23 protein-coding genes and 1 tRNA gene are annotated in these 22,026 nt (G+C 68.5%); 15 read left to right on the top strand and 9 right to left on the bottom strand.

Features of this window, described 5'->3' with window-relative positions; all coding sequences use genetic code 11:
* The first annotated feature begins 396 nt into the window (after positions 1-396).
* From A37E_RS27130 to A37E_RS0124920, 12 genes are all read left to right on the top strand, one after another.
* Positions 397-654 carry a hypothetical protein gene (locus tag A37E_RS27130; RefSeq protein WP_029559094.1) on the top strand — a complete coding sequence of 86 codons (258 nt, stop codon included), beginning with the start codon at positions 397-399 and terminating at the stop codon, positions 652-654.
* A 1,839-nt stretch (positions 655-2,493) separates the two neighbouring features.
* Positions 2,494-2,694: a hypothetical protein gene (locus A37E_RS0124970; RefSeq protein ID WP_156026421.1), complete on the top strand. Its 201-nt coding sequence runs from the start codon at positions 2,494-2,496 to the stop codon at positions 2,692-2,694.
* A gap of 75 nt (positions 2,695-2,769) precedes the next feature.
* A complete protein-coding gene (locus A37E_RS0124965) occupies positions 2,770-3,261 on the top strand; it encodes a TIGR02594 family protein (protein WP_029554753.1) in 492 nt (163 codons plus the stop codon).
* Positions 3,251-3,562, top strand: a complete 312-nt coding sequence (locus tag A37E_RS0124960) for a hypothetical protein (RefSeq protein ID WP_051678657.1) — start codon at positions 3,251-3,253, stop codon at positions 3,560-3,562. The genes A37E_RS0124965 and A37E_RS0124960 overlap by 11 nt, the downstream gene beginning before the upstream one ends.
* 9 nt (positions 3,563-3,571) lie before the next feature.
* Positions 3,572-4,015: a hypothetical protein gene (locus tag A37E_RS0124955; RefSeq protein ID WP_029554751.1), complete on the top strand. Its 444-nt coding sequence runs from the start codon at positions 3,572-3,574 to the stop codon at positions 4,013-4,015.
* Complete coding sequence (locus A37E_RS0124950) at positions 4,012-4,314, top strand: hypothetical protein (RefSeq protein WP_029554750.1); 303 nt, start codon at positions 4,012-4,014, stop codon at positions 4,312-4,314. The genes A37E_RS0124955 and A37E_RS0124950 overlap by 4 nt, the downstream gene beginning before the upstream one ends.
* A complete protein-coding gene (locus A37E_RS27125) occupies positions 4,311-4,466 on the top strand; it encodes a hypothetical protein (RefSeq protein WP_156026194.1) in 156 nt (51 codons plus the stop codon). Before A37E_RS0124950 ends, A37E_RS27125 begins: the two co-directional genes overlap by 4 nt.
* Positions 4,467-4,480: 14 nt before the next feature.
* On the top strand, positions 4,481-4,882 hold the full coding sequence (locus A37E_RS0124940) for a hypothetical protein (protein WP_029554749.1): 402 nt from the start codon (positions 4,481-4,483) through the stop codon (positions 4,880-4,882).
* 82 nt (positions 4,883-4,964) lie between these two features.
* A complete protein-coding gene (locus A37E_RS0124935; RefSeq protein WP_029554748.1) occupies positions 4,965-6,266 on the top strand; it encodes a hypothetical protein in 1,302 nt (433 codons plus the stop codon).
* The gene (locus tag A37E_RS25675) at positions 6,263-6,673 is read left to right on the top strand and encodes a DUF6378 domain-containing protein (RefSeq protein ID WP_038192312.1); all 411 of its coding nucleotides are present in this window, start codon (positions 6,263-6,265) and stop codon (positions 6,671-6,673) included. The genes A37E_RS0124935 and A37E_RS25675 overlap by 4 nt, the downstream gene beginning before the upstream one ends.
* Positions 6,674-6,782: 109 nt before the next feature.
* Positions 6,783-6,992, top strand: coding sequence for a hypothetical protein (locus A37E_RS0124925; protein WP_038193684.1), 210 nt, complete (start codon positions 6,783-6,785; stop codon positions 6,990-6,992).
* Position 6,993: 1 nt separating this feature from the next.
* A complete protein-coding gene (locus A37E_RS0124920; protein ID WP_029554746.1) occupies positions 6,994-7,218 on the top strand; it encodes a hypothetical protein in 225 nt (74 codons plus the stop codon).
* 88 nt (positions 7,219-7,306) lie between these two features.
* Here the strand turns inward: A37E_RS0124920 and A37E_RS0124915 are convergent.
* A tRNA-Ile gene (locus A37E_RS0124915) sits at positions 7,307-7,382 on the bottom strand.
* Between the two features lie 193 nt (positions 7,383-7,575).
* On the opposite strand from A37E_RS0124915, the gene A37E_RS0124910 reads away from it, so the two are divergent.
* Together A37E_RS0124910 and A37E_RS27735 are read left to right on the top strand one after the other, a co-directional pair.
* Positions 7,576-8,328: an SIMPL domain-containing protein gene (locus A37E_RS0124910; RefSeq protein WP_029559091.1), complete on the top strand. Its 753-nt coding sequence runs from the start codon at positions 7,576-7,578 to the stop codon at positions 8,326-8,328.
* Positions 8,329-8,536: 208 nt separating this feature from the next.
* Positions 8,537-9,778, top strand: coding sequence for an NUDIX hydrolase (locus tag A37E_RS27735; protein ID WP_348550893.1), 1,242 nt, complete (start codon positions 8,537-8,539; stop codon positions 9,776-9,778).
* A 40-nt stretch (positions 9,779-9,818) separates the two neighbouring features.
* Here the strand turns inward: A37E_RS27735 and A37E_RS0124900 are convergent, their stop codons facing one another.
* The 4 genes from A37E_RS0124900 to ltnD all read right to left on the bottom strand — a co-directional run bounded on the left by A37E_RS0124900 (position 9,819) and on the right by ltnD (position 14,112).
* Positions 9,819-10,616 carry a DUF2189 domain-containing protein gene (locus A37E_RS0124900; RefSeq protein ID WP_029559089.1) on the bottom strand — a complete coding sequence of 266 codons (798 nt, stop codon included), beginning with the start codon at positions 10,614-10,616 and terminating at the stop codon, positions 9,819-9,821.
* A 163-nt stretch (positions 10,617-10,779) separates the two neighbouring features.
* Positions 10,780-12,609, bottom strand: a complete 1,830-nt coding sequence (gene glsA, locus A37E_RS0124895) for a glutaminase A (RefSeq protein WP_029559088.1) — start codon at positions 12,607-12,609, stop codon at positions 10,780-10,782.
* 167 nt (positions 12,610-12,776) lie between these two features.
* Entirely contained in the window at positions 12,777-13,034 is a 258-nt protein-coding gene (locus A37E_RS0124890; RefSeq protein ID WP_029559087.1) for a cysteine rich repeat-containing protein, read from the bottom strand.
* Between the two features lie 139 nt (positions 13,035-13,173).
* Positions 13,174-14,112, bottom strand: coding sequence for an L-threonate dehydrogenase (gene ltnD, locus A37E_RS0124885; RefSeq protein ID WP_029559086.1), 939 nt, complete (start codon positions 14,110-14,112; stop codon positions 13,174-13,176).
* 166 nt (positions 14,113-14,278) lie between these two features.
* Here ltnD and A37E_RS0124880 point away from each other — a divergent pair, with 166 nt between their 5' ends.
* Complete coding sequence (locus A37E_RS0124880; RefSeq protein ID WP_029559085.1) at positions 14,279-14,980, top strand: aldolase; 702 nt, start codon at positions 14,279-14,281, stop codon at positions 14,978-14,980.
* A 66-nt stretch (positions 14,981-15,046) separates the two neighbouring features.
* On the opposite strand, the gene A37E_RS26225 is transcribed toward A37E_RS0124880, so the two are convergent.
* The 4 genes from A37E_RS26225 to A37E_RS27120 form a co-directional block, all read right to left on the bottom strand.
* The gene (locus A37E_RS26225; protein WP_051679328.1) at positions 15,047-16,075 is read right to left on the bottom strand and encodes a polysaccharide deacetylase family protein; all 1,029 of its coding nucleotides are present in this window, start codon (positions 16,073-16,075) and stop codon (positions 15,047-15,049) included.
* Positions 16,076-16,250: 175 nt separating this feature from the next.
* On the bottom strand, positions 16,251-19,550 hold the full coding sequence (locus A37E_RS0124870) for an error-prone DNA polymerase (protein ID WP_029559083.1): 3,300 nt from the start codon (positions 19,548-19,550) through the stop codon (positions 16,251-16,253).
* Complete coding sequence (locus A37E_RS0124865; protein WP_081837767.1) at positions 19,547-21,154, bottom strand: DNA polymerase Y family protein; 1,608 nt, start codon at positions 21,152-21,154, stop codon at positions 19,547-19,549. Before A37E_RS0124865 ends, A37E_RS0124870 begins: the two co-directional genes overlap by 4 nt.
* On the bottom strand, positions 21,036-21,854 hold the full coding sequence (locus tag A37E_RS27120) for a hypothetical protein (RefSeq protein ID WP_029559081.1): 819 nt from the start codon (positions 21,852-21,854) through the stop codon (positions 21,036-21,038). The genes A37E_RS0124865 and A37E_RS27120 overlap by 119 nt, the downstream gene beginning before the upstream one ends.
* Positions 21,855-22,026 lie beyond the last annotated feature (172 nt).

Genomic DNA, 22,026 nt, shown 5'->3' with positions numbered 1-22,026 from the left:
TCTCGGCACCCATACGGTCGGACGTCCGCATCTCCGGACAGCGACGGACGGGCGTGGCCAACCCTGGCGTCTATGGGCCCATGCCCTCACAGCAGGAGCGTGGCGCGGGATGGGTCAATCTCTGCGGTTGGTGCCGCATCCGAAGCGATGGCCGTGGCGGGCGTCGTCTCGGATCGCTTTGTCGCGCCATCCTCCCTGCGCGCTGCGCTGCCAGGACCGTGCCGCGCGCTGTGCGGGGATGTGGATCGCTTTTGTGGTGGAGGACGACGACAACAATATCCTGGGGAAGTGACCGCGAGGTTATCAAACCATCCGGACATCAATACGATCCGGGACAGGCCGGGCGGGGCGGCCGTTAGCGGAGGTGGTCACGACGTCCGTCGGAGAAATGCGGCCGTGGTGGTCGACGGCGGCGGCAACATCCTGGTGCGGATCACGCCCGATACGATGATCACCCCGACGTCAACGCGATCCGGTCGCGTGCTGGCAGGCGTGGGCGGTGGCAAGGCTCGCGCCCAGTGGAACGGCATCCGCCCCTGGCCGAGATGCGACGTCATCAGCTATGGGCAGTCCCTGACCGCGGCACAACACCATCGAGCCCGTCACCACGACCCGCTGGATTATGCCTATCGGTTTATCGGCGGCGCCGCCTGACGACGGGGGCTCTGGATCCTGCGTTGTCTATGCCTCCTCGTCCCGTTCATCGACGACGGCGGTGGTGCCATATGATCCGGCGGCGCCTCGCGGAACGCCGCTTGGCGGCTGTCTCCGCATGATCGCGCAGCTGCTGCGGGATGAGGATGACGTCGATCTCGTCGCTGCCGGCCAGGCGCTGCTTGGCCAGGCGCCGGGCGCGGCGGCAAATCCATGGCGGAGTTTGTCGGACGGGACGCCCTATTTGCGCGCTCGAAGACCATATCACCTACGGCATGACCCGCTCCGGCGGCCTCGGCGAAGCTACGCGGTCAGCGCGATGCTCTGGCTGCAGGGCGAACGTGATTATCAGATCGCACCACGCAGTCCGCCTATCTGGCGGCCCTGCGGCAGCTCCGGCTCGATGCGCAGGCGTCCGCACAAGCAGCGACGGGTTCGCCTCTCCGCTTCCGCTGGTCACCTACCAGACGCAACGCATCCGCGCTCGGCGTTTCCACGCCATCCATCGCCCTCCGCAGTGGAGGCTTGCGGAGACGACTATATCGCGCTGCGAGCCCGACTTACCACCTGCCCTACTCGGCAACTTCGGATGTGCATTTCGACGCGGCCGGGTCAGCGTGGTTCGGGGCTTACTGCGCCTCACGCTCAAGCGCTGGCTGTGGGACGGGCAGAAGCCCAAAGCCCTGACGCCCTCGCGCCGATGCGGCAGGCCCCGCATCATCGTTCGTTCGATGTGGATGCCGGACGGCGACTGGTGCTGGACGCGACGGTCGGTGGCTTTGCGAATCAGGGCTTTACACTGGTGGATGGCAGCGGTTCTGCGCTCACCATCTCGTCGGTGCGCTGTCCGGCCCGGCGGCGGTCCAGATCACCGCCGCGGCCACTGTGCCGGTCGGCGCGCGGCTGCGCTACGGCTGGGCCGGAGACGCCACATCGGCGGCGGCAACGTCCGCGACAACGCGGGCGACAGTCTCGTCTTTGATCCGGGCGGCTCTCCAAGCCCCTCCACAAGTGGGCTCCCATTTTCGAAATCGAGGTGCCGTGATGCCTGCGCTTATCCTGAAGGTTCCGGGTGCTGACTTTTCCGGGACCGGGCTCGGGAAATACAGCCTTCTCCCGAATATCGCGACAGTCTTTATGCCGGATACCTCACCGGGACGATCTATTCCGGTAACCGCTGGAAGATCATTCCGGCAACGGGCAAGACCTCACCTGGAGCGGCAATCCCGCCGGCCCCTGGCGCCGTCGCCTACGTGTCTGTCACCAATGGAGGCTCGGGTATACCTCCGCGCCGTCCGTTTCGATTGCCGGCGGCGGCGTCAATGCCGCTGCTACCGCCGTCGTTTCCGGTGGCGCAGTGGTCGGCGTCTCGGTGACGAATTGCGGCGTTGGGTATTCCAACCCCACGGTGTCTTTCTCCGGCGGGGCGGCTCGCGCCGCGGCGAGCGCCGTGCTCACGGAGGTCAAGGACAAATCTTTCCAGGCGTCTGCGCGCGGCTCGCGGCTTTGGCGCCTTTCACCGCCCAAACCGTGGCCGGCGCCAACGGGAACTGACCCTTGTCGCCTTCACGAAGTCGGTTGACGCCATCGCCCACGCGCCGATCGGAAACTGGACCAACACGGGTTCACCCGCCTCGGTGACGGTGGCGCAGAACATCGCCTCGACGTCCGCCGCCGCCGCGTTGTGCTGGGCCACCGGGATGGCGACCAGCTCCGGTGCAACCCTGGCCGCCGGAATTGCCGTGGGGCGCAGGTCGAAATGGTGGCGGGGGCGTTCTCGGCGACGGCTGCTCGAAACTGGCTTATCGCGGTCGGACGGGGCTCGCGACGGTGACGGGCGTGGGGACACCGGTCGCGCTCACCGGCTTCCCCGGCACCAACAACATCGTGCTCGGCGGTTATGTCGGGTCGAGCTACCAGTATTCCGCGCCGGAAATCTTCGGTGCGCTGGTCTACGACAAGGCGCTTACGGCGGTCGAGTTGGCCCAGGTCCAAGCACGCATGACCACGCTCTTTGCTGCTTACGGCGTGACCCTCTGATCTGAGGCGCCCCCTCCCCGCATCTGTGCCGCCTCCGGGCGGCTTTTTCATTTCCATCACCTGAAGGACAGCCCCATGGACACTCCGTGGATCGCCCACGCGCGCTCGTTTCTCGGCCTGCGCGAGGTGCCCGGCACGCGGCACAACGCCACCATCCTCGGCTGGTGGCAGAAGATCTTCGCGGACTTCCGCGATGACGAGACGCCCTGGTGCGCCGCCTTCGTCGGCGGCGTGCTCGAGGAGGTGGGCGTCAAGTCCACCCGCTCCGCCGCGGCGCGCTCCTACCTCAAGTGGGGACTCCCTCTCAATCGCCCCGTGCCCGGCTGCGTCGTGGTGTTCTGGCGCGGCTCGCCGTCCGGCTGGTCCGGCCATGTGGGCTTCGTCGTGGGCAAGGATGCCGACGGCAATCTCATGGTGCTCGGCGGCAACCAGGGTGACGCCGTGAACATCAAGCCCTTCGGCCGCGACCGCGTGCTCGGCTATCGCTGGCCCGATGGCCTTCCCCTTCCGGGCGGCGATCTGCCGCTGCTGCGCTCCGATGGCCGCCTCTCCACCAATGAGGCGTAAGCGGGCGGCGGGGGAGCCGCAATGGTTCTTCCGCCGCCTCGTCGCCATCGGCGTCATCGGCTTTGCCGCGTGGCGCCTCATGATGCTGGAATCGGCACCGGACACGCGGGTCAACGAGACCATCGCATGGGGCTGGATCCTGCTGATGGCAACCGTGGTGCTGGGCTATCTCGGCTTCGCCTCCGCGCAGGACATCGTCGCCATCTTCGCGACCCGCTCCGGCACGCCCTACGCGGCGCCGGACGATCCGACCGACCCTCCCGAACGCCCATCCGAACCGCCCCGCAACTTCGCGGGGTGAGGAGGTCCCATGCTCCCCGACTTTTCCGGGATGTTCGCCACGCTCATCTCGTGGCTGCCGTCCGGCTTCACCCTCGCGACCTCCGGCCTGCTGTTCGTCGTGGGCATCGGCGGGCTCGTCTACCAGCGCTTCCCTCTGTTGCCCTATCGCGCGCTGGTGCTGGTGGCGGCCGTCGCCGCCATCTATGCCTCGGCGTGGGCGGCCGGCGCCGGCAACATGCGGGCGGCGCAGGAGCGCCAGGCGCTGCTCGCTGCCAACCGCGCGCTGGTCAAGGAAGTCACCTCGGAGCGGCTCAAGGTGGAGGGCCTTCAGGCGGACGCACGCAAGGCGGCCGAAAACCTGCAGGCGGCCACGGCGCGGGCCGAGGCGGCGGAAGCCGTGGCGGCGACGCTGCCGGCCGATTCCCTCGACCCCGTCACCAGTGAAGCCATCCGGAACCTGTGGGGGCGATGATGCTGCGCATTCTCATCCTGTTCGCCGCGGCCCTGCCTCTCGCGGGCTGCTTCGCCACGGCCCCCGCGCCGAAGCCGCGCATCACCCTGACCGAGGTGCCGGAAGATATCCGCGCCTGTGCCCGCAAGGTCGTGGGCAAGCCGAAGGGCGCGGGGCCGATCCCCAAGCGCGATCTCTTTCTCAAGATCGACGAGCTCAAGGGTTCGGAGGCGGACAAGTCCGCCTGTCTCTTCCGCCTCATCGCCTTGCATGAGGCCGATGCCGCCCGCCTCGCGCTGATCCTCGATGGTGCGCTGTGAGGGCGGCGCTCCGGCTCGTTCTCGTCGCTGCCCTCGCCGGCTGCGTCACGTCCGGCAACGGCCTCATCGGCTCGGGCGGCGGCGTTTCCCGCGGCTCCTATGTCGACATCGCGCCCGACGGCACGCGCCGGGTGGTCCACGTCTCGCCTTGAGGGGATGGCCATCGATGCCGCCGCGTCCGCTTTCCCTTTCCGCGCAGGTCTACCAGCAGCTCGGCGCGTTCGCCGCCACGCAGGAGGCCCAGGGCGCCCACCTCGCGCGGATGGACGAGACCATGCGCGAGGACCGCCACGTCGCCAGCGAGGACCGCCGGCTGATGCTGGACAAGCTGGACGCCATGGCGGAACGCCTTGGCCAGCTTGAACCGGTCATCAAGCCCTTGCCCGCCCGCGTGACCGCACTGGAAACGGAGGCATCGGCCTCCAAGTTGTTCCGCTCCCGCGTGGGGGCTGTGGTGGGCCTCATGGGCCTCGCCGCCTCCGGCCTCGCCGCTGGCCTCTGGTACCTGCTGACGACGTTCTGGGCCGACCTCCTCGCCGGCCTCGCCCGCCTCTTCGGCCGGCCCTGATTTTATTTCGCTGCGGCCCACGCCCGAGCAGGCAGGCGGAACGCCAGCCGTGGCGAACGGCGCCAAACCAAAGGTATTGCTCATGCCGCGTCCTGTCGGCGCCCACCTCGGCGAGGCCGAGGCGGAGCGCATTCGTCTGGCCCTTGCCCGCAACCCGAACATCTCGCAGGTCGCCCGCGAGATGGGCGTCGAGCGCTCCACCGTCCGCCGCGTGCGCGACCGGGCAGGGGAGGGGGCCGCATCTGACGCCCCTGCCAAGCCGCCGCCGTCCACCGCTCCAGCCTCGGCCTTCCGCCTCGGCGGGTCGCCGGAAAGCCGGCGCATCGTGCAGCTCGAGGACGAGGTGCGGCGCCTGCGAACCGAACTGAAGGCCGCGCACCGGGCCGCCCTCGATGAGGAGGCGGTGCGCGAGATCATCGGCAGCCTCGCCCGCGCGCCCACGGAGCCGCCGGACTGGCTGTTGAAACCCGCCACGCAGCGCAAGGGCGAGAGCACCGCCGAGGTGCCGGTATGCACCTGGTCCGACTGGCACCTCGCCGAAGTGGTGGCCCTCGCCGAGACCAACGGCATCAACGCCTACAATCTCGAAATCGCCGAGCGGCGGATCCGCACGCTGGTCGAGAACATCATCAGCATCTGCACCCGCCACGGGCCCGGGCGCTATCCCGGCATCGTCGTCAACCTCCTCGGCGACATCGTGAGCGGGGGGCTCCACCCCGAACTTGCCAAGACCGACCAGGAAGGCGTGCTGCCGGCGGTGCTGCGCGCGCGCGACATCCTGGTGTGGGCGTTCGAGCGGATGATTTCCGCCTTCGGGCAGGTCTATGTGCCCTGCGCGGCCGGCAACCATGGGCGCAACACCCTCAAGCCGGAATACAAGCGCTACATCTTCAAGAACCATGACTGGCTCATTTACGAGCTGCTGGCCCGCCACTTCGCCGGCCGGCCGCAGATACGCTTCGACATCCGCGACTCCAACGAAGTGCGCTACCGCGTCTTCGGCCAGCGCTATCTCGCCATGCATGGCGACATGCTGGGCGTGAAGGGTGGCGACGGCATCATCGGCGCCATCGGCCCCATCGTGCGTGGCGAGGTGAAGACGCGCGGGCAGGCGGCCTCGAGCTGGCGCGATTACGACGTGCTCGTCATCGGCCACTGGCACCAGGAACTCTGGCTGCCCCGCGCCATCGTCGCCAACGCCCTCAAGGGCTTCGACGAATATGCCCGCCTCGCGCTGCGCACCATTCCCTCCGAACCGTCGCAGCCCTTGTGGTTCGTCCACCCCCGCCGCGGCATCACCAGCCGCTGGAATGTGCGGGTGGAGGCGCCGCCCGAGCGCGCCGAGGGCGAAGGGTGGGTGAGCTGGGAAGGAGAGGCGGCATGAGCGGCGATGCAGAGCGCGCGATGACAAAGCACGGGCTTCTTAATCTGGCGTTGGAGGCCACCAAGGACCGGGGGCTCAACTATGGCCGGCCCGCCGACAATTTCCGGCGGATTGCGCGGCTGTGGAATGCGCACATCCTGAATCGCTATGGTGATGGGTTCGGAGGGGACACCACAATCTCCGTCCCCGCGCTAGATGAGGTTGACGTCGCGCTGATGATGGATCTCATGAAAACGGCGCGGCTTGAGAACGCCCCCGCGCACCTGGATAGTTGGATCGACAAGGCCGGCTACACGGCTTGCGGCGCGGAAATAGCGCTCGAAAAAGAAAGGCGGAGCTTCAATCCGCCCGCCCCGAGCGAAGGGGATGGCCTGCCGTCCCACTTCATAGGCGCGATGGGGGAATAGCGCGCGCAGCTCCAGCCCGCTGCCCGGCCTTTACCGCCCCTATATGTAGCGGCTTGTTCTTCGTTCGTTCCCGTGGCAACGATGGGGGAGATCAGCATTGGAGACGGCCATGTCGAGCGAGCCCGCGCCCGCCGAACACTCCCCTTTTGACGTGAGCGAGACCGAGATCGACGAGGCCTTGGCGGCTTGCGATGGCGACGCCCGCGCGACCATCCGCGCGCTTCTGGTGGGCCAAGCCTACCTCGAGCGCGAGATGTCGCAGGTCAAGGCCGACGCCTCCTCCGGCTTTCGCCGGCGCCGCCACGCCTTGGGAGACTGACGTGGGCAACAAGGTGTCGCACGACTTCAAGGTCGAGGAATGGGATGACGCAGGCCTGCGCATCGTCGATGTGATGGCGACATGCGGCAACGCCATCGTCGCCATCACGCAGCGCGAAGGCCGCTACATCCTCCTCCGCCACGGCGCCCGCGTCCTCCGCCGGTCGCCACTGGCCGAAAAGGTGGATGCCGAAGAGAGGGCGGCGGGGTCGTCCGAGCGCCAATAGGTGCTGATGCCGAGCATGTTTCGTTGGCGAATTCATTGGCGGATCTGCACGGCGCGCAAAACGCTATCCGGCAAGTTATTGAAATATTTGGTGGGCCCGGAGGGACTTGAACCCCCAACCTAACCGTTATGAGCGGTCAGCTCTAACCATTGAGCTACAGGCCCCCAAAGTGCGGCATGTTCCTGCTGCTCTACCAATCCTGCCTCTCGGGAACAACAGATTCCCGTCCAGCCGGGAGACGCGTGCCCTTAGGGTGGGGACGGGGGCGGGCTCGCCGCAATGGCGCCGTGTTCGCGCTGTCGTCTGCGGGTCCAAGTCCCGGTGACAGAACGCCCGGGGCCGAACGAGGATACCTCCATGCGTCATTCGCCGGCCCGCATCGTTTCCCTTCCGCGCGCCGCGGCCAGCACGGCGGCCGTGTTCGCGGCAGCCCTGGCCGCAACGCTTGCCGTTGCGGGGCCTGCGGCAGCGGCGGCCACCATCACGGTGGTAGGTGAGGCGAAGCGCACCGCGCCGCCGGATATGGCGGTGCTCACCACCGGGGTCGTCAGCAACGCCAAGACCGCCGATGACGCCCTCGCCGCCAATTCCAAGGCGGTGTCGGAGGTGATCGCGGCGCTGAAGGCGGCCGGCATTGCGCCGAACGACATCTCCACCTCCTCCTTCTCCATCCAGCCGCAGCAGTCCTATCCGCAGCCGCCGTCGCGCGAGACGCCGAAGCTGATCGGCTTCGAGGTGCGCAATTCGGTGCGGATCACGGTGCGCGACCTGGGCAAGCTCGGCGGGCTCCTCGACAAGGTGGTGCAGTCCGGAGCCAACCAGTCCTCCGGCCTCTCCTTCGCCCTCGCCGACACCGACCGTCTGGAAAGCGAAGCGCGCGCCGCCTCCGTGAAGGATGCCATCGAGCAGGCGAAGGGCGTCGCGGCGGCTGCGGGGCTTCGGCTCACGCGCATCATGTCGATCCAGCCCGAGGGGCAGAGCGGTGGTCCCATCATGCCGGCGCCCATGATGATGAAGGCGGATTCGGCCCGCATGGCCGTGCCGGTCGAGGCTGGGGAGATCGAGGTGCGGGCCCGTACCGTCCTGGTCTATGAAGCCGAGCCCCAATAGGGGCAGGCCGTCGCGTTCCACGCCGATTTCTTGGCAGGAATGCTTTGTGATAGATCAGTCATAATGACCGATTCTACCGTCGGCGGGCGGAGAACGGGTCCCCCGTGTATTGCGTCTGTTTTTCACGTACCGCCGATGTTGGATCGTCATGGCGCCTTCGTCGGAATGGCCCCATCTCGCGGTCACCGGCGGGCCTTCGGGACGCAGGGTGCAATATGCTGCCCTGCCGTACCGTGTGCGGCGCGACGGCGAGGTGCAGGTCCGCCTCATCACTTCCCGCGAGACGCGCCGCTGGGTGATCCCCAAGGGATGGCCCATCAAGGGACTGACGCCTCCAAAGACGGCCGCCCGCGAATGCTATGAGGAGGCCGGCCTCGTCGGCGTGGTCTCCCGCGAGCCGCTCGGCGCATACACCTACGAGAAGCGCCTCGGCACCCGCTCGGTGCTCTGCGACGTGCTGGTGTTCCCGCTCAAGGTCAAGCGCCTGCTGCAGAAGTGGCCGGAACGGTTCCAGCGCTATGGATTCTGGTTCTCCGTCGAAACTGCTGCTGCGGCGGTTCAGGAGGAGGATCTCTCCGAGCTGATCCTGTCCTTCGGCGCCATCATGGCGCGGCGCTGGGAGGAGGCACAGGCCGAAGCTGCGAGCGCCGCCGAAGGAGTCGCCGCCAAGGCGAAGCCGGCGAAAGCGAAGGCAACCAAGGTCCGGGAAGGCAAGGCCAAGGTGGCCAAGGGCACGGACGCTGCGCCCGAGCAGGCCGAGCCCGAGGCGCCGAAGGGAAAGCCGTCGAAGGAGCCGAAGCCGGTAAAGGCTGCCCCGAAGTCGGCAAAGGCGAAGGCGAGCAAGGCGAAAACGGCCAAGACGAAGTCCGCGAAGGGCGGAGCGGCGCTTGCCGTGGACCCGGAAAAACCGTCGCCGGCCGATGAGGCGCAGGAGAAGGACGCTGCGCCGCCCGCCCGAACCAAAGGCGCCAAGGGCAAGGTGAGCAAGGCGCTTGCAGCACAGGCGAAGGCTGCTCAGGCTCCGGTGCCTGCCGCCGATGCCAACCCGGCAAAAGCGGGGGCGAGGACCAAGGGCGTTGCCAAGACGACGGTCGCCAAGGCGGCCAGGATAGCGACAGTCGCAAAGTCGGTGAAACCCAAGTCCGTGAAGCCGAAGGTGGCGAAGGCCAAGGGCTCAGCGAAGCCGGCCAAAGTTGCTGCAGTCAAAACCGCCTCGGGCAAAGCCGCGCGGGTCAGGAAACCGGCTGCCAAGACCGCGATTGCCAAGGCCGCGGCTGCCAAGATTACGACGGCCAAGACCGCCACTGCGAAGAGCACGACGCCCAAGACAACAACACCCAAACCCGCTAAGGCGTCGCTCGCGTCCGCCACGGAGAGCGCTACCGCCAGCAAGAAGGCGCGGGCGCGCAAGGCCGCCGCGCCTAAATCTCCGTCCAAGCCGAAGCGCTAGGCAGCGTGCGCCAACGCGCCTTCGCGCCGGCGTGGCCGTTTCAGGGAAGCGGCGCCACGGCCCGGCGGTACAGGTGCCACGTGGCGTGCCCCAGAACCGGCAGCACGAAGATCAGCCCGAGGAAGGCCGGCGCCGTGCCGATGGCGATCAGCCCCACGACGCAGATGCCCCAGAGGATCATCGGACCAGGGCTGGTGAGCACCGCCTGCACGCTAGTGATCATCGCGGTCACCACGTCGAGATCCCGGTCCATGAGCAGCGGGAAGGAGATGACGGTGATGGAGAAGAGCCCCAACGCCAGCGCCGCACCGATCACGTGGCCCACCGCCAGGAAGGCGATGCCGTCCGAGGTGGTGAACAGCACCTTCAGGAAGTCGTTGAGCGTGGCGAAGGAGGCGAAGCCGAGGAACAGCGCGAGCAGCAGCCGCACCTGATACATCCAGATGATGAAGGCGAAGATGGTGACGAACGCCATCCATCCAAGCTCGCGCTGGCGCTGGGCGAAGATGGTGGACAGGACGCCCTGCCATGTGGGCTGGCGGCCCGCCTCGAGTTCCCGGCTGACATCGTAGAGCCCGGCCGCCACGAACGGCCCGATCAGCACCGATCCGGCGAAGAGCGGATAGGCGAGATAGCCTAGTTCGAAGGAGAAGACGCAGGCAACTATGGCGAGACCGCCCGCTGCATAGAGCGCGCCGAACGCAAGGCCGAAGGCCGGAGCCTGCGCGAAGTCTGACAGTCCCTCGATGAGCGAGGCCTTCACGTCCGCGAACGTCACCGCCCGGACCGCCGGCATCGCCTGCACGGCCTGTGGCCGGTTCTCCACCGTATCCACCATCTTCACCTCCCGAATTCTTCTCTTTGGAAGAAGACTGGGAGGGGAACGGGGGGTTGTAAAGGGCTTCGCTCAAGGCTGGCCGAAAGTGCTAGGCGCGGTGCGCGACCGGACGGCCTCCTGGGCCCCGCGCCTGCGATGATGCAAGCCAATGATGCGGAAGGGCTTATCCGGTCAGCATCTCGATGCGGGCGGTGGCCATGCGGATGCGCCCGGCAAGCAGGATGGCGAGGTTGCGCATGATCTTGTCGGCGGCGCGGGCGTGGGTCTCCTGGAAGGCATGGAACTGGTCGGCCGTCACCTCCACGCACACCGCCTCCGTGTCCGCCCAGACGTCCGTGCTGCGCGGCTGCTCGATGAGTGCCATTTCCCCGAACACCATGCCGGGGATCATGGTGGAGAGCCGCACGTCTCCCACCGAGCGCGCGCTGACCATGCCCCGCAGCAGGAAATAGACCCTGGCCGGCGGCTCGTTGGCGGAGATGATCCTTGTGCCGGCCGGGAATACGACGCGGGTGCCGAGCCGGGACAGATCGGCCAACTCCTGAGGGGAAAGGCCCGCGAGCAGCGCCTGTCGGCTGAGGTCCGCCTCCACCTCTATGCGCGAGAACCCGCCATGGCGGTACACCACCTGGTCCTCGGCCCACTCCACCGCCGCGTCGTAGGTGGGGAAGATGCGCACGCGCACGCCCTGCTCGCGCAGCGCCTTCAGCTGAGGATTGAGCGGCGAGGCGGCCTCCACGCCGGCGATGACCGCGGTGGTGGCGGCCGGCAGCTGGTTCTTGATGAGGCCGGTCAGCAGCCTCAAGCCGGCATCGGTGATGGTGGCGACGCGGTGCAGGTTGAGGATGAGGAACTCCGGCACGTCACCGGGGTCGGTGAGGCGTCGCGTGACATAATCCATGGAGGCGAAGGAAAGCTTGCCGGCCAGCTCGATGGCGCGGATGGCGCCGGAACGGGCGGAGAGGATGTCCTGCTCGTGCGGCTGCCGGCCGGGCTTGGAGGGCACGGTGCGGAAATCGTAATCGGCGACGATGCAGGTGCGCACATCGTCCCGCCGGGAGAGCATGTGCAGGTCGAAGGCTTCGGAAATGGCCTCGCAGGTACGGATGCCGCGGACGCTGTTGCCGTGCATGTCGAGCCGCGGAGAGAAGGTGCCGAGGCCGAGCTGGGACGGCAGCGCCGCGAGAATGCCGCCGCCGACGCCGCTCTTGGCCGGCACGCCCACGCGATAGATCCACTCGCCGGCGAAGTCGTACATGCCGGACGAGCTCATCACCGCCAGCGTGCGTGCCACCGCGTAGCTGGAGGCCACGGTGACGCCGGTGAGCGGGTTGACGCCGTGGTTGGCGAAGGTCGCGCCCATCACTGCAAGGTCTCGGGCGGTGACCAGCACGGAGCACTGGCGGAAATAGACATCGAGCAGCCGGTCCACGTCTCCCGTGACGCCGCCATAGGTGCGCAGGAGGTAGGCGATGGCGCGGTTTCGGTCGCCGGTGGAGCGCTCGCTCTCGAACACCGCCTCGTCCAGGCCGAGGTCGCGCCCGGCGAAGCGGCCGAGGGCCTGGCGGATCAGCTCGAACGCATCCCCGCCGGTGCTCTCGGCAATCAGGCCCGAGCAGGCGATGGCGCCCGCATTCACCATGGCGTTGAACGGCTTGTTGTCGGCTCGAAGGCGAATGGAGTTGAACGCCTCGCCGCTCGGCTCCACGCCGATGGCCGCCTCTACCCGCTCCGCCCCCAGCAGATCGAGCGCGAGGGCGAACACCATGGCCTTCGACACCGACTGGATGGTGAACGGCACCTGCGTGTCGCCCGCCTCGTAGACATGCCCGTCCGTGGTGGCGACGGCGATGCCGAAATGGTCGGGATTGGCCTTGCCCAGTTCGGGGATGTAGGAGGCGACCTCGCCCTCGTCGATGCGGGAGAAGTCCGCGTGCGTGTCCTTCAGGAACCGCAGCAACGGGGTCTCGAGGGTGGTCGAGGGATGGGGCAAGGTCAGGCTCCGAATTCACCTCCAGTGAAACGCCACCTGAGCCATGATGCAATGCCGCAAAACCACCGTCGCGCTGACGGAGGGAGAGTGGAGCAAGTCAGCGCGCGGGCCGCCGTGCGCTGCGGCAGACAACACCAGCCTCGCGCGCCTGAGGTTCGCTGAGGAAACTACTTCTTGCCGAGGGCGCCGAGGGCGGCCTGGCAGGGCGGGGTCGTCTGTTCCTTCTTGCTCTGCATGCACTGGACCACGCGGCCGCCGCCGGGTTGCACGTCACCGCACAGCTTCTTCACGTCCGCCGAACAGGCGGTGCGCAGGGCCTGGGCCTGCTCTGCGGTGAGATTGGCGGCGGTCTGCGCCGGAGCCGGGCCGGCGCAGAGGGCCAGAAGAGGGAGCGCGAGGAAAGAGGCGCGGAGCGAGAGGGTCATCGGCAGGATCCTCATGTGGTTGCGTCGGGTCTATGCCTGACCCTCGCGGGGCGAGGTTGCGCAGGCATTCCCCAAAGGTAACGAATCGCGACGGAGTGTAACGTCCCTGCCGCGGCAAAAAAGCGACTCCCGCCGCGCCTCAGCTCCCTTCGCCTGGGAGCTTCGTGCCGGTGATGCGGGCATAAAGGCGGGTGACGGAGGCGTCGTCGTCGCGGCCCATGCCGGCGGCGGAAGTGGCGAGAAACATCTGCAGGGCGGCGGCCGAGACCGGCACCGGGAACTTCGCGCTGCGCGCCATATCCTGGATGATGCCGAGGTCCTTCACGAAGATATCTACGGCGCTTTTCGGCGTGTAGTCGCCGTCGAGCACGTGCGGCATGCGATTCTCGAACATCCAGCTGTTGCCGGCCGAGGCGGTGATGACCTCGTAGACTTTCTTCAGGTCCAGCCCCTGCCGCGCGGCGAAGGCCATGGCCTCGCTGGCGGCGGCGATGTGCACGCCGGCGAGCAGCTGGTTGATCATCTTGAAGGCCGCGCCCTGACCGGGAGCGTCACCCAGCGCGTAGAGCTTGGCGGCCATGGCATCGAGGGCTGGCTTGGCCCTGGCGAAGGCGGTGGGACTACCGGACGCTAGGATGGTGAGCGCCCCTTCCGCCGCCCTTTGGGCGCCGCCGGAGATGGGGGCGTCGAGATAGTGCCGCCCGGTGGCCTCCAGCCGCGCGGCGAGGCTGCGGGCGATGTCCGGGTCCATGGTGGCGGAGGAAATGAAGACGGCGCCCTCGGGCAGCGTCTCCGCGACGCCGGAAGGCCCGAACAGGATGGCCTCCGTCTGCGCGGCATTGACCACCACGCTCACCACCATGTCCGCCCCTTCTGCCGCCTCAGCCGGCGAGGCTGCACCACGCCCGCCCGCCGCGACGAAGCGATCCACCGCGGCCGCGCCCACATCGCAGCCGGCCACATGGAGCCCCGCCCGCAGCAGAGACTGCGCCATGCCGAAGCCCATGGAGCCGAGGCCGATCACGCCCGCGCGTCCGGCGCCCTGGTTGCCCGCTGTTCCTTCCGCCTGCTCGACCATGGCCGTTTCCCCGTGTCTCGGCCGCCTGTTGGCCAGACGGCATCCGGAGCCTTTTGTAAGAGTCCGCCGATGGTGGATCAAATCGTTTTAGCCGCGGTGCGGTTCACGCTTGCCAAGGGAGTTCCGCTTCGCTTTGGTGCGTCGGCGGAACAAGCGGAGGCAGGACATGGACGAGACCAGACTGCGGGAGGAGATCTGCCGCTTCGGGCGCTCCCTGTTCGAGCGGGGGCTGACGCCCGGCTCGTCCGGCAATATCAGCCTGAGGCTCGACGACGGCGGATGGCTGGTGACGCCCACCAATGCGTCCCTCGGCTTCCTTGATCCCGCGCGCATCTCCCGCCTCGATGCGGCCGGACGGCTCCTGAGTGGCGATCCGCCCACCAAGGAAATCCCGCTGCATTCGGCGCTCTACGAGACCCGTGGCACGGCCCGGGCCATCGTGCACCTGCACTCGACCCACTCGGTGGCGCTCACCATGCTGCCGGAGATCGATCCGCGCGCGGCCTTGCCGCCCATGACGCCCTATTACCTCATGCGTGCCGGGCAGACGGCGCTTCTGCCATATTATCGGCCGGGCGATCCCGCCGTCGCCGACGCGATCCGGGGCCTTGCCGGCCGGTACACGTCAGTGCTCTTGGCCAATCACGGTCCGGTGGTTGCGGGCGACACGCTGGAGGCGGCGGTCTTCGCTACCGAGGAGCTGGAAGAGACAGCGAAGCTCTATCTGCTGCTGCGCGGCCTCAATCCGCGTTATTTGTCGCCGGCACAGGTGGACGATCTGGTGAAGACCTTCGGCCTCACGCTCCCCGCGCCGGATGCCCACCACGACCACGACCATCACGGGCATGCTCATTCGACCGAGGACTGACCGGTCCGAAACGAGAAACGGCGCCCCGGGGACCGGAGCGCCGTTCGAAGGAATACCCCTCTCGCGTCAGTAGACGCCGGCACTGCGGGCCGGGGCAGGGGATGCGGCCGGCTTCGGCGCGAAGCCCGCCGGCTTGGAGGTGCCGGCGGGCTTCGCCGCATCGGGCTTCGCGCCAGCGGGCTTCGGCTTCTTGGCGGCGGCTGTTCCGGGGGTGGCGAGGGCCACCTTCAGCGGCTTGTCCATGGCCACCATCTGCGACAGCGTGGCGAACTTGTAGCCCTTGGCTGCCAGCTCATCGAGGATGCGCGGCATGGCATCCACGGTGGTGGCGTAGATGTCGTGGGAGAGCACAATGGCGCCGGGCTTCACCTGCGCCATGATGGCGTCATGCACAGCCTGGCTGTTGCGGTTCTTCCAGTCGTTGGGGTCCACCGACCAGTTGACGATGGTCAGGCCGTACTTGTCCTCGATGTAGCTGCGCAGCGACGGCTTCATGGAGCCGTAGGGCGGGCGCAGATAGATCGGGCGCTTGCCAGTGACCTGGAAGATGGCTTCGGAGGTGTTGCCCAGCTCCTTGTCCACGGCCGCCTGGCTGATGCGGGTGAGCTGCGGATGGCTCCAGGAATGGCTGCCGATCTCGTGGCCCTCGTCGGCGATCATCTTCAGCACTTCAGGGTGCTTGGCGACCATGTTGCCGAGCACGAAGAAGGTCACCTTGATGTTGCGCTCGCGCAGGATCTGCAGGAGGCGCGGCGTCGTCTCCGGGTTCGGGCCGTCGTCGAAGGTCATGGCGATGTAGGAGCCATCCACGTCGAACGACTTGTAGGTGTAGTTCTTGCGCGGCGTCACCGGCGGCGGAGCAGCGGGCTCCGGCGCTGGGGCCGGCACCGGCTGGGCCGATGCGGCCGCGCTCTTCTGCGCGGCGGTCGCGCCCTTGCCCTGGGCGGCCTGTCCGGCAGCCGGGTTCGCCGGCTGGGAAATGGATTGGGTGGTCACCGGGCCGTCGTCTTTGGCGGACAGGAGCGGGCTGATGGCCATGCCGGCGCCCACGGCGGCGGCGGCCACAAATCCGGTAACGATGAGGAGCGGCTTCACGGCGACGGTATCCCGGCCTTAGGTTCCATATGCTCTGAAGCCTCACGGGTTTTTGTGGATAAATCGTGAAGTGCGCGGGGCCCTCGTGCCTTTTTTGCCCGATTTATCGGGTTTTCGCCTGCCCGCTTACGGACTTGGGCTGCTGGATACCTCTGCGGCATCGCGGGCGGCACGCTCAGTGAAAGTCTCGGGACTTGGGCAGTACCCTTACGTCACGGGGATGCTTGCGCGGATGCTGGGGGTGGGCGAACTCGTCGGCCCGCGCCACCTCCATCCGCGGCTGCCGCACCCGGGAGAGCAAGGCGAGGTCGGCGGTGCGATCGGTGAGGCGCTGGGCCATGAGGTGGACCACCCCCTCCGGGCTCTTCTGGATGCGTCCTTCCACCAAAAGCAGGCGCGCACCCATCACCTCGCGGCGGAAGCGCTCCAGCGTCCGCTCCCACAGGACGATATTGGTGATGCCGGTCTCATCCTCGATGGTGATGAAGATGGCCTTGCCGTTGCCCGGCCGCTGGCGCACCAGCACCACGCCGGCGGTGCGGGCAAAGGCGCCGTCCTTCAGTGCTGATGCCTCGGCGCAGGAAAGAATGCGTTCTTTCCGGAAATGCTCGCGCAGTTCGCCCATGGGATGCCCCTTCAGGGAGAGGCGCACCGTCTGGTAGTCGGCGACGATGTGCTCCGACCGCGCCATGCGCGGCAGCGTCACCTCCTCTTCAACGCCCAATTCACGGGCGTCCGCCGCCGCGAACAGGGGCAGAGCGTCGTCGTCCGGCAGGCGGCGGGCGTGCCACAGCGCGGCGCGGCGGTCGAGGCCCATGGAGCGGAAGGCATCCGCATCGGCGAGCAGTTTCACCGCGCGGGTGGGCAGGCGGGCACGGCGAGCGAGGTCCTCGATGCTTGCGAAGGGAACGGCGCGGGCGGCGGCGAGGCGTCCGCCCCAGTCCTCGTGAAAGCCATCCACCTGCCGGAAGCCGAGACGCAGGGCGAGGGTGCCATCGTCGCGGTGTTCCAGCGTGTTGTCGTGATGGCTGAAATTGACGTCGATCGGGCGCACCTCCACGCCATGCTCGTGGGCATCCCGCACGATCTGCGCCGGGGCGTAGAAGCCCATGGGCTGGGCGTTGAGCAGTGCGCAGGCAAAGGCGGCCGGGTGGCGGCACTTGATGTAGGAGGAAATGTAGACGAGCTTGGCGAAGGAGGCAGCATGGCTCTCGGGAAAGCCGTAGCTGCCGAAGCCCTTGATCTGCTCGAAGCAGCGCGCAGCAAATTCCCGCTTGTAGCCGCGCGCCACCATGCGCTCCACCATCAGGCTCTCGAATTCGTGGATGGTGCCGAGGTTGCGGAAGGTGGCCATGGCCCGGCGCAGCTTGTTGGCTTCCACATCGGAGAAACGGGCGGCGACCATGGCAAGCTTCATGGCCTGCTCCTGAAACAGCGGCACGCCGAGCGTTTTGTGGAGGACGTCGCGCAGTTCGTCCTTGTCGCCGAGATGCGGGGCGGGGGAGGGGTAATCCACCGCCTCCAGCCCGTTGCGGCGCCTCAGATAGGGGTGGACCATGTCGCCCTGGATCGGTCCCGGCCGCACGATGGCCACCTGGATGACGAGGTCGTAGAACTCCTTCGGCTTCAGGCGCGGCAGCATGTTGATCTGCGCCCGGCTCTCCACCTGGAACACGCCGATGGAATCCCCGCGCTGGAGCATGGCGTAGACGTCCGCCTGCCCGCTTGGCACGTCGGCAAGACCCCAGTCGATGCCCTCGTGGTCGCGCATCAGGTCGAGCGCCTTCCGGATGCAGGTGAGCATGCCAAGCGCCAGGACATCCACCTTCATCAGGCCGAGCACGTCGATGTCGTCCTTGTCCCATTCGATGAAGGTGCGGTCCGCCATGGCGGCGTTGCCGATGGGCACCGTGTCATCCAGCCACTCACGGGCCAGCACGAAGCCGCCCACATGCTGGGAGAGGTGGCGCGGCGCGCCCATCAGCCGGCCGGCCAGCTCCACCGCGCGGCGGATGAAGGGATTTGACGGGTCGAGCCCCGCCTCCCGGATATGCGCGTCGGAAATGTCCCGCCCCCAACTGCCCCACTGGGTGGAGGCGAGGCGCGCCGTGACGTCCTCGGTCAGCCCGAGGGCCTTGCCCACGTCGCGGATGGCGCTGCGCGGGCGGTAGTGGATGACGGTGGCGACGATGCCGGCGCGGTGGCGGCCGTATTTCTCGTAAATGTGCTGGATCACCTCCTCGCGCCGCGCGTGCTCGAAATCCACGTCGATGTCGGGGGGCTCGCGCCGTTCCTCGGAGATGAAGCGGGCGAAGAGAAGATCGTTGTCGGCGGGGTCCACGGCGGTGATGCCGAGCACGTAGCAAACGGCGGAATTCGCCGCCGAGCCCCGCCCTTGGCAGAGGATGCCCTGGCTCTCGGCGAAGCGCACGATGTCGTGGATGGTGAGAAAGTAAGGCGCGTACTCGAGCTTGCGGATGAGGGCCAGCTCGTCCCTCAGCAGCTTTTCCACCTTCTCCGGCACCCCTTCGGGATAGCGCACGGCGGCACAGCGCCAGGTCAGTTCCTCAAGCCACGCCTGCGGCGTCCAGCCGGGGGGCACCGGCTCCTCGGGATAGTCGTATTTCAGCTCCTTGAGGGTGAAGTCGATGCGGGCGAGGAGGGACGCGCTTTCCGCCACCGCCTCGGGGGCGTCGCGGAAGAGGCGGGCCATCTCGGCGGCAGGCTTGAGGTGGCGCTCGGCATTCGCCATGAGCCGCCGCCCGGCCTCGGCGATGGTGGTGCCCTCGCGCACGCAGGTGAGAATATCCTGCAGGTCGCGCTCCTCGGGCGTCGCACACAGCACCTCGTTCATCGCCAGCAGAGGCACGCCGGCGGCGTGGGCGACGGATTTCAGCGCGGCCAGGCGGCGGCGGTCGGCGCCATGGAAGGGCATGTCGGCGCCAAGCCACACCGCCCCGGGGGCGGCCTCGGCGAGGCGGGAGAGGAGGGGCGGAAGATCGCTTCCGTCTTCGCCTGGCAGCACGATGAGCATCTGGTCGCGCGCGTCGGCGAGGAGGTCGGCGAGGGAAAGGTGGCATTCGCCCTTCTTCGCCCGCCGGTTGCCGGTGGTCAGGAGACGGCAGAGCCGGCCCCAGCCGGCGCGGGTCGAGGGATAGGCGATGATATCCGCCGTGCCGTCGCAAAAGATGAGCCGTGCGCCCGTCACCAGCCGGAAAGTGCGGGCACGGGCGGCGACGGCGCGCTTGGCCTCCGCCTCGGGATCGTCTGCTTCCAGATTCTCGTCGAGGGCGCGCAGGTCCTCCAGGGCGCTATAGGCCCGCACCACGCCAGCCACCGTATTGCGGTCGGCGATGCCGAGACCGTCGAGACCGAGAGCGACGGCGGTACGCACCAGATGGGCCGGCGCGCTCGCCCCGCGCAGGAAGGAGAAATGCGAGGCCGTCGCCAGCTCCGCATAGAAAGGCGCACTCACGGGAACAGCCCGTGCAGGAACCAGCGGGGCGCCGCCGTTTCCCGTCCGTAGGTGCCTTCGCGATAGAGCCAGAAGCGGCGACCTTCAGTGTCCTCCACGCGGAAATAGTCGCGGGTGAGACCCGGCCGGTTGCCATCGAGGACGGTCCACCATTCCGGCGCGATACGCTCCGGCCCCTCGGCCCGCGCCACCTCGTGCAGCACCCGCCGCCAGCGGAAGCGCAAAGGCGGGCCGTCCGGCACCTCGGCCAGCGTTTCCACCGGCTCGGGCGCGGGAAACAAGGCCGGCGGGCGGGCGAGGGGCGCATCGGCGGCGGCCGGCTCGGCCCAGTCGTGTGCCAGGGAGGTCTGGGCGCGTGTTTCCCGGCTGCGCCACGCCTTCTGCGCGGGCACCCGCACGGCGGCGCGCTCGGGAATATGGCTGTCCAGCGCGGCAAGGCAGGTGACGCGGCGCGGTCCGAGCCGGGCGGAGAGAATGTCCACCAGCTGGTCGAGCCCTGCGCCGTCCGGCTCGGCGTCGAAGCCGGATTGGGTGGCGGTGAGCGGCTCGGCGGCGGTGACGGACAGGCGGATCACGTCATAACCGAAGCCGGGATCGAGCGGGTCGGCCAGCGCCTCCAGCCGCTCGCGGAACAGGGCGGCGAGGCGCGCGCCGTCGCGCAGTGGCGCAGCCGTGCCCGCCGCCACCCGCCGCACCGCACCGTCGCTGCGAAAGAAGGCGGCCTCGAAGCGCCGTCCGCCCTCGCCGTGCCGCTCCAGCACGCCGGTGAGGTCGCGGGCGAGGTCGGCGAGCACGGCGCGGGCGGTCGCCTCGTCACCCATGGGTTCGGCGAAGCGCCGCTCCGCCACATAGACGGGCAGGGGATTGAGCGGGGAAATGGGCGGAGAGGCGGCGCCGCACAACTCGTCCAGCCGCTCCACCAGGGCGCTGCCGAAGCGGGCGGCGAGGGCCGCGCGGGGCTTGCCGGCGATGTCGCCGATGCGCACCAGCCCGAGATAGGAAAGGCTGCGCGCCGCCTCCGCATCCAGGCCGAGTGCCTCCACCGGCAAAGGCGCCACGGCCTCCCGTTCGCCTCCCGCCAGCACCACCCGACCCGGCCTCCAGTGGGCGAGGGCGAGGGCAGCTCGGGCGGTGCCTGCCACAGCCCCGCAGGCGGTGAGACCGGTGGCGGCGAGCCGTTCCGTCATGGCAGACAGTAGGTCCGCCTCGCCACCGAACAGATGGGCGCAGCCGGTGATATCGAGCACGATGCCGTCCGGCCCGGACACGGCGACGAAGGGCGTCCAGCGCTCGCACCACGAGGCGATGGCGGCGAGCAGCGTCGCGTCCGCCGCCGCATCCGCCTCCACCGCCTCGATCTTCGGCACGCGGGCCTGCGCATCCGCCAGCGTGAGGCCGGGATGGAGCCCGAGGCGGGCCGCGGCGGCGTCCACCGCGGCGAGGCGGCGGGCATTGGCCTTCACCTCGACCGTGACCAGCGGCGGGTCAGCCGGTGCGGCGCCAGCCGACGACATGCGACGTCCCCGCCGGCTGCGGTGCAGCCGGTCGGTCGGCAGGCGCGGCAGGAAGAGCGCGGCGAGGCGTCGGGACGAAGCGTCGGGCATGGGCATTCCATTCCACGGTGAATCGGCCGGTGGGGCCGAGGCGGTTGCGCTCGATCTCCAGCGCGAAGGCGGGTGGGCCGAGGCAGAAGGCCGGCACATCCCCCGTCACCCGGGAGGGGGCCGCGGCGACCCGCCAGCGGGTGGCGGCGGCGGAGGGACCGGGGTCCGCCCCCGGCCGCAGCAGAAGGGACGGCACACCGGAGCGCTCGCTGCGTAAGGCGAGGCGGCGGGTGGCGGTGAGATCGATGAGGCGCGGGGATCCCCAGGGCTCGGCCACCACCAGCCCGAGGGCGCCATGGCCAAGGGCTTCCTCTGCGGCGCCCAGCGTGTCGGCGGCGTCTGCTGCGGCCACCAGGATCAGGCGGGACGGATCGAGCCCGAAGGCGGCGCAGCCGGGGCCGTAGATGTCGCCGCCCTCCAGCGCCGCCATATCCTGCCGCACCCACAGCACCGGCTTGCGGGTACCGGCCGCGAGCGCGAGGGCGAAGCCGAGCACGGCGGCGGCATTGCCCTTCTCCGCCGGAAAAGCCTCGTGCAGCGCATCGCGGGCGAGGCCACCCCCCAACGCCTCGTCCAGCGGCCCCCCAAGGGACAGGCGCGGCCGGGCAGGACCGTCCGGAGGGCCGGACAGCCGTTCCATCTCGACGATGCGGCGGCGAAGGGCCGCCAGATCCTCGCGGGGAGCCTGCTCGGGGTGCATGAATGAAGGACCAATGTTCCTATTTTGTTCTTTTTAAAAGGACTCCGGGAGGGCGGAATGTCAACCGTATGGAGGTCCGGCAGCAGGGCCTGCGGGGGCTGGAGCGAGCCCTTCGCAGGCAGGTGAAGCGGCGCGGTCTTGTCCCCGTAATTCACAGATAAGGTATTCTGAA

It is taken from the genome of Xanthobacter sp. 91, assembly GCF_000702385.1.
GTDB lineage: Bacteria > Pseudomonadota > Alphaproteobacteria > Rhizobiales > Xanthobacteraceae > Xanthobacter > Xanthobacter aminoxidans.
This window is presented reverse-complemented; position numbering and strand designations above follow the sequence as displayed.

Coding starts and splice junctions, on each gene's coding strand:
- A37E_RS0124965 (WP_029554753.1), top strand. CDS start 2,770: ATGGACACTCCGTGGATCGCCCACGCGCGCTCGTTTCTCGGCCTGCGC.
- A37E_RS0124960 (WP_051678657.1), top strand. CDS start 3,251: ATGAGGCGTAAGCGGGCGGCGGGGGAGCCGCAATGGTTCTTCCGCCGC.
- A37E_RS0124955 (WP_029554751.1), top strand. CDS start 3,572: ATGCTCCCCGACTTTTCCGGGATGTTCGCCACGCTCATCTCGTGGCTG.
- A37E_RS0124950 (WP_029554750.1), top strand. CDS start 4,012: ATGATGCTGCGCATTCTCATCCTGTTCGCCGCGGCCCTGCCTCTCGCG.
- A37E_RS0124940 (WP_029554749.1), top strand. CDS start 4,481: ATGCCGCCGCGTCCGCTTTCCCTTTCCGCGCAGGTCTACCAGCAGCTC.
- A37E_RS0124935 (WP_029554748.1), top strand. CDS start 4,965: ATGCCGCGTCCTGTCGGCGCCCACCTCGGCGAGGCCGAGGCGGAGCGC.
- A37E_RS25675 (WP_038192312.1), top strand. CDS start 6,263: ATGAGCGGCGATGCAGAGCGCGCGATGACAAAGCACGGGCTTCTTAAT.
- A37E_RS0124925 (WP_038193684.1), top strand. CDS start 6,783: ATGTCGAGCGAGCCCGCGCCCGCCGAACACTCCCCTTTTGACGTGAGC.
- A37E_RS0124910 (WP_029559091.1), top strand. CDS start 7,576: ATGCGTCATTCGCCGGCCCGCATCGTTTCCCTTCCGCGCGCCGCGGCC.
- A37E_RS0124900 (WP_029559089.1), bottom strand. CDS start 10,616: ATGGTGGATACGGTGGAGAACCGGCCACAGGCCGTGCAGGCGATGCCG.
- A37E_RS0124890 (WP_029559087.1), bottom strand. CDS start 13,034: ATGACCCTCTCGCTCCGCGCCTCTTTCCTCGCGCTCCCTCTTCTGGCC.
- ltnD (WP_029559086.1), bottom strand. CDS start 14,112: ATGGTCGAGCAGGCGGAAGGAACAGCGGGCAACCAGGGCGCCGGACGC.
- A37E_RS0124880 (WP_029559085.1), top strand. CDS start 14,279: ATGGACGAGACCAGACTGCGGGAGGAGATCTGCCGCTTCGGGCGCTCC.
- A37E_RS0124865 (WP_081837767.1), bottom strand. CDS start 21,154: ATGCCCGACGCTTCGTCCCGACGCCTCGCCGCGCTCTTCCTGCCGCGC.
- A37E_RS27120 (WP_029559081.1), bottom strand. CDS start 21,854: ATGCACCCCGAGCAGGCTCCCCGCGAGGATCTGGCGGCCCTTCGCCGC.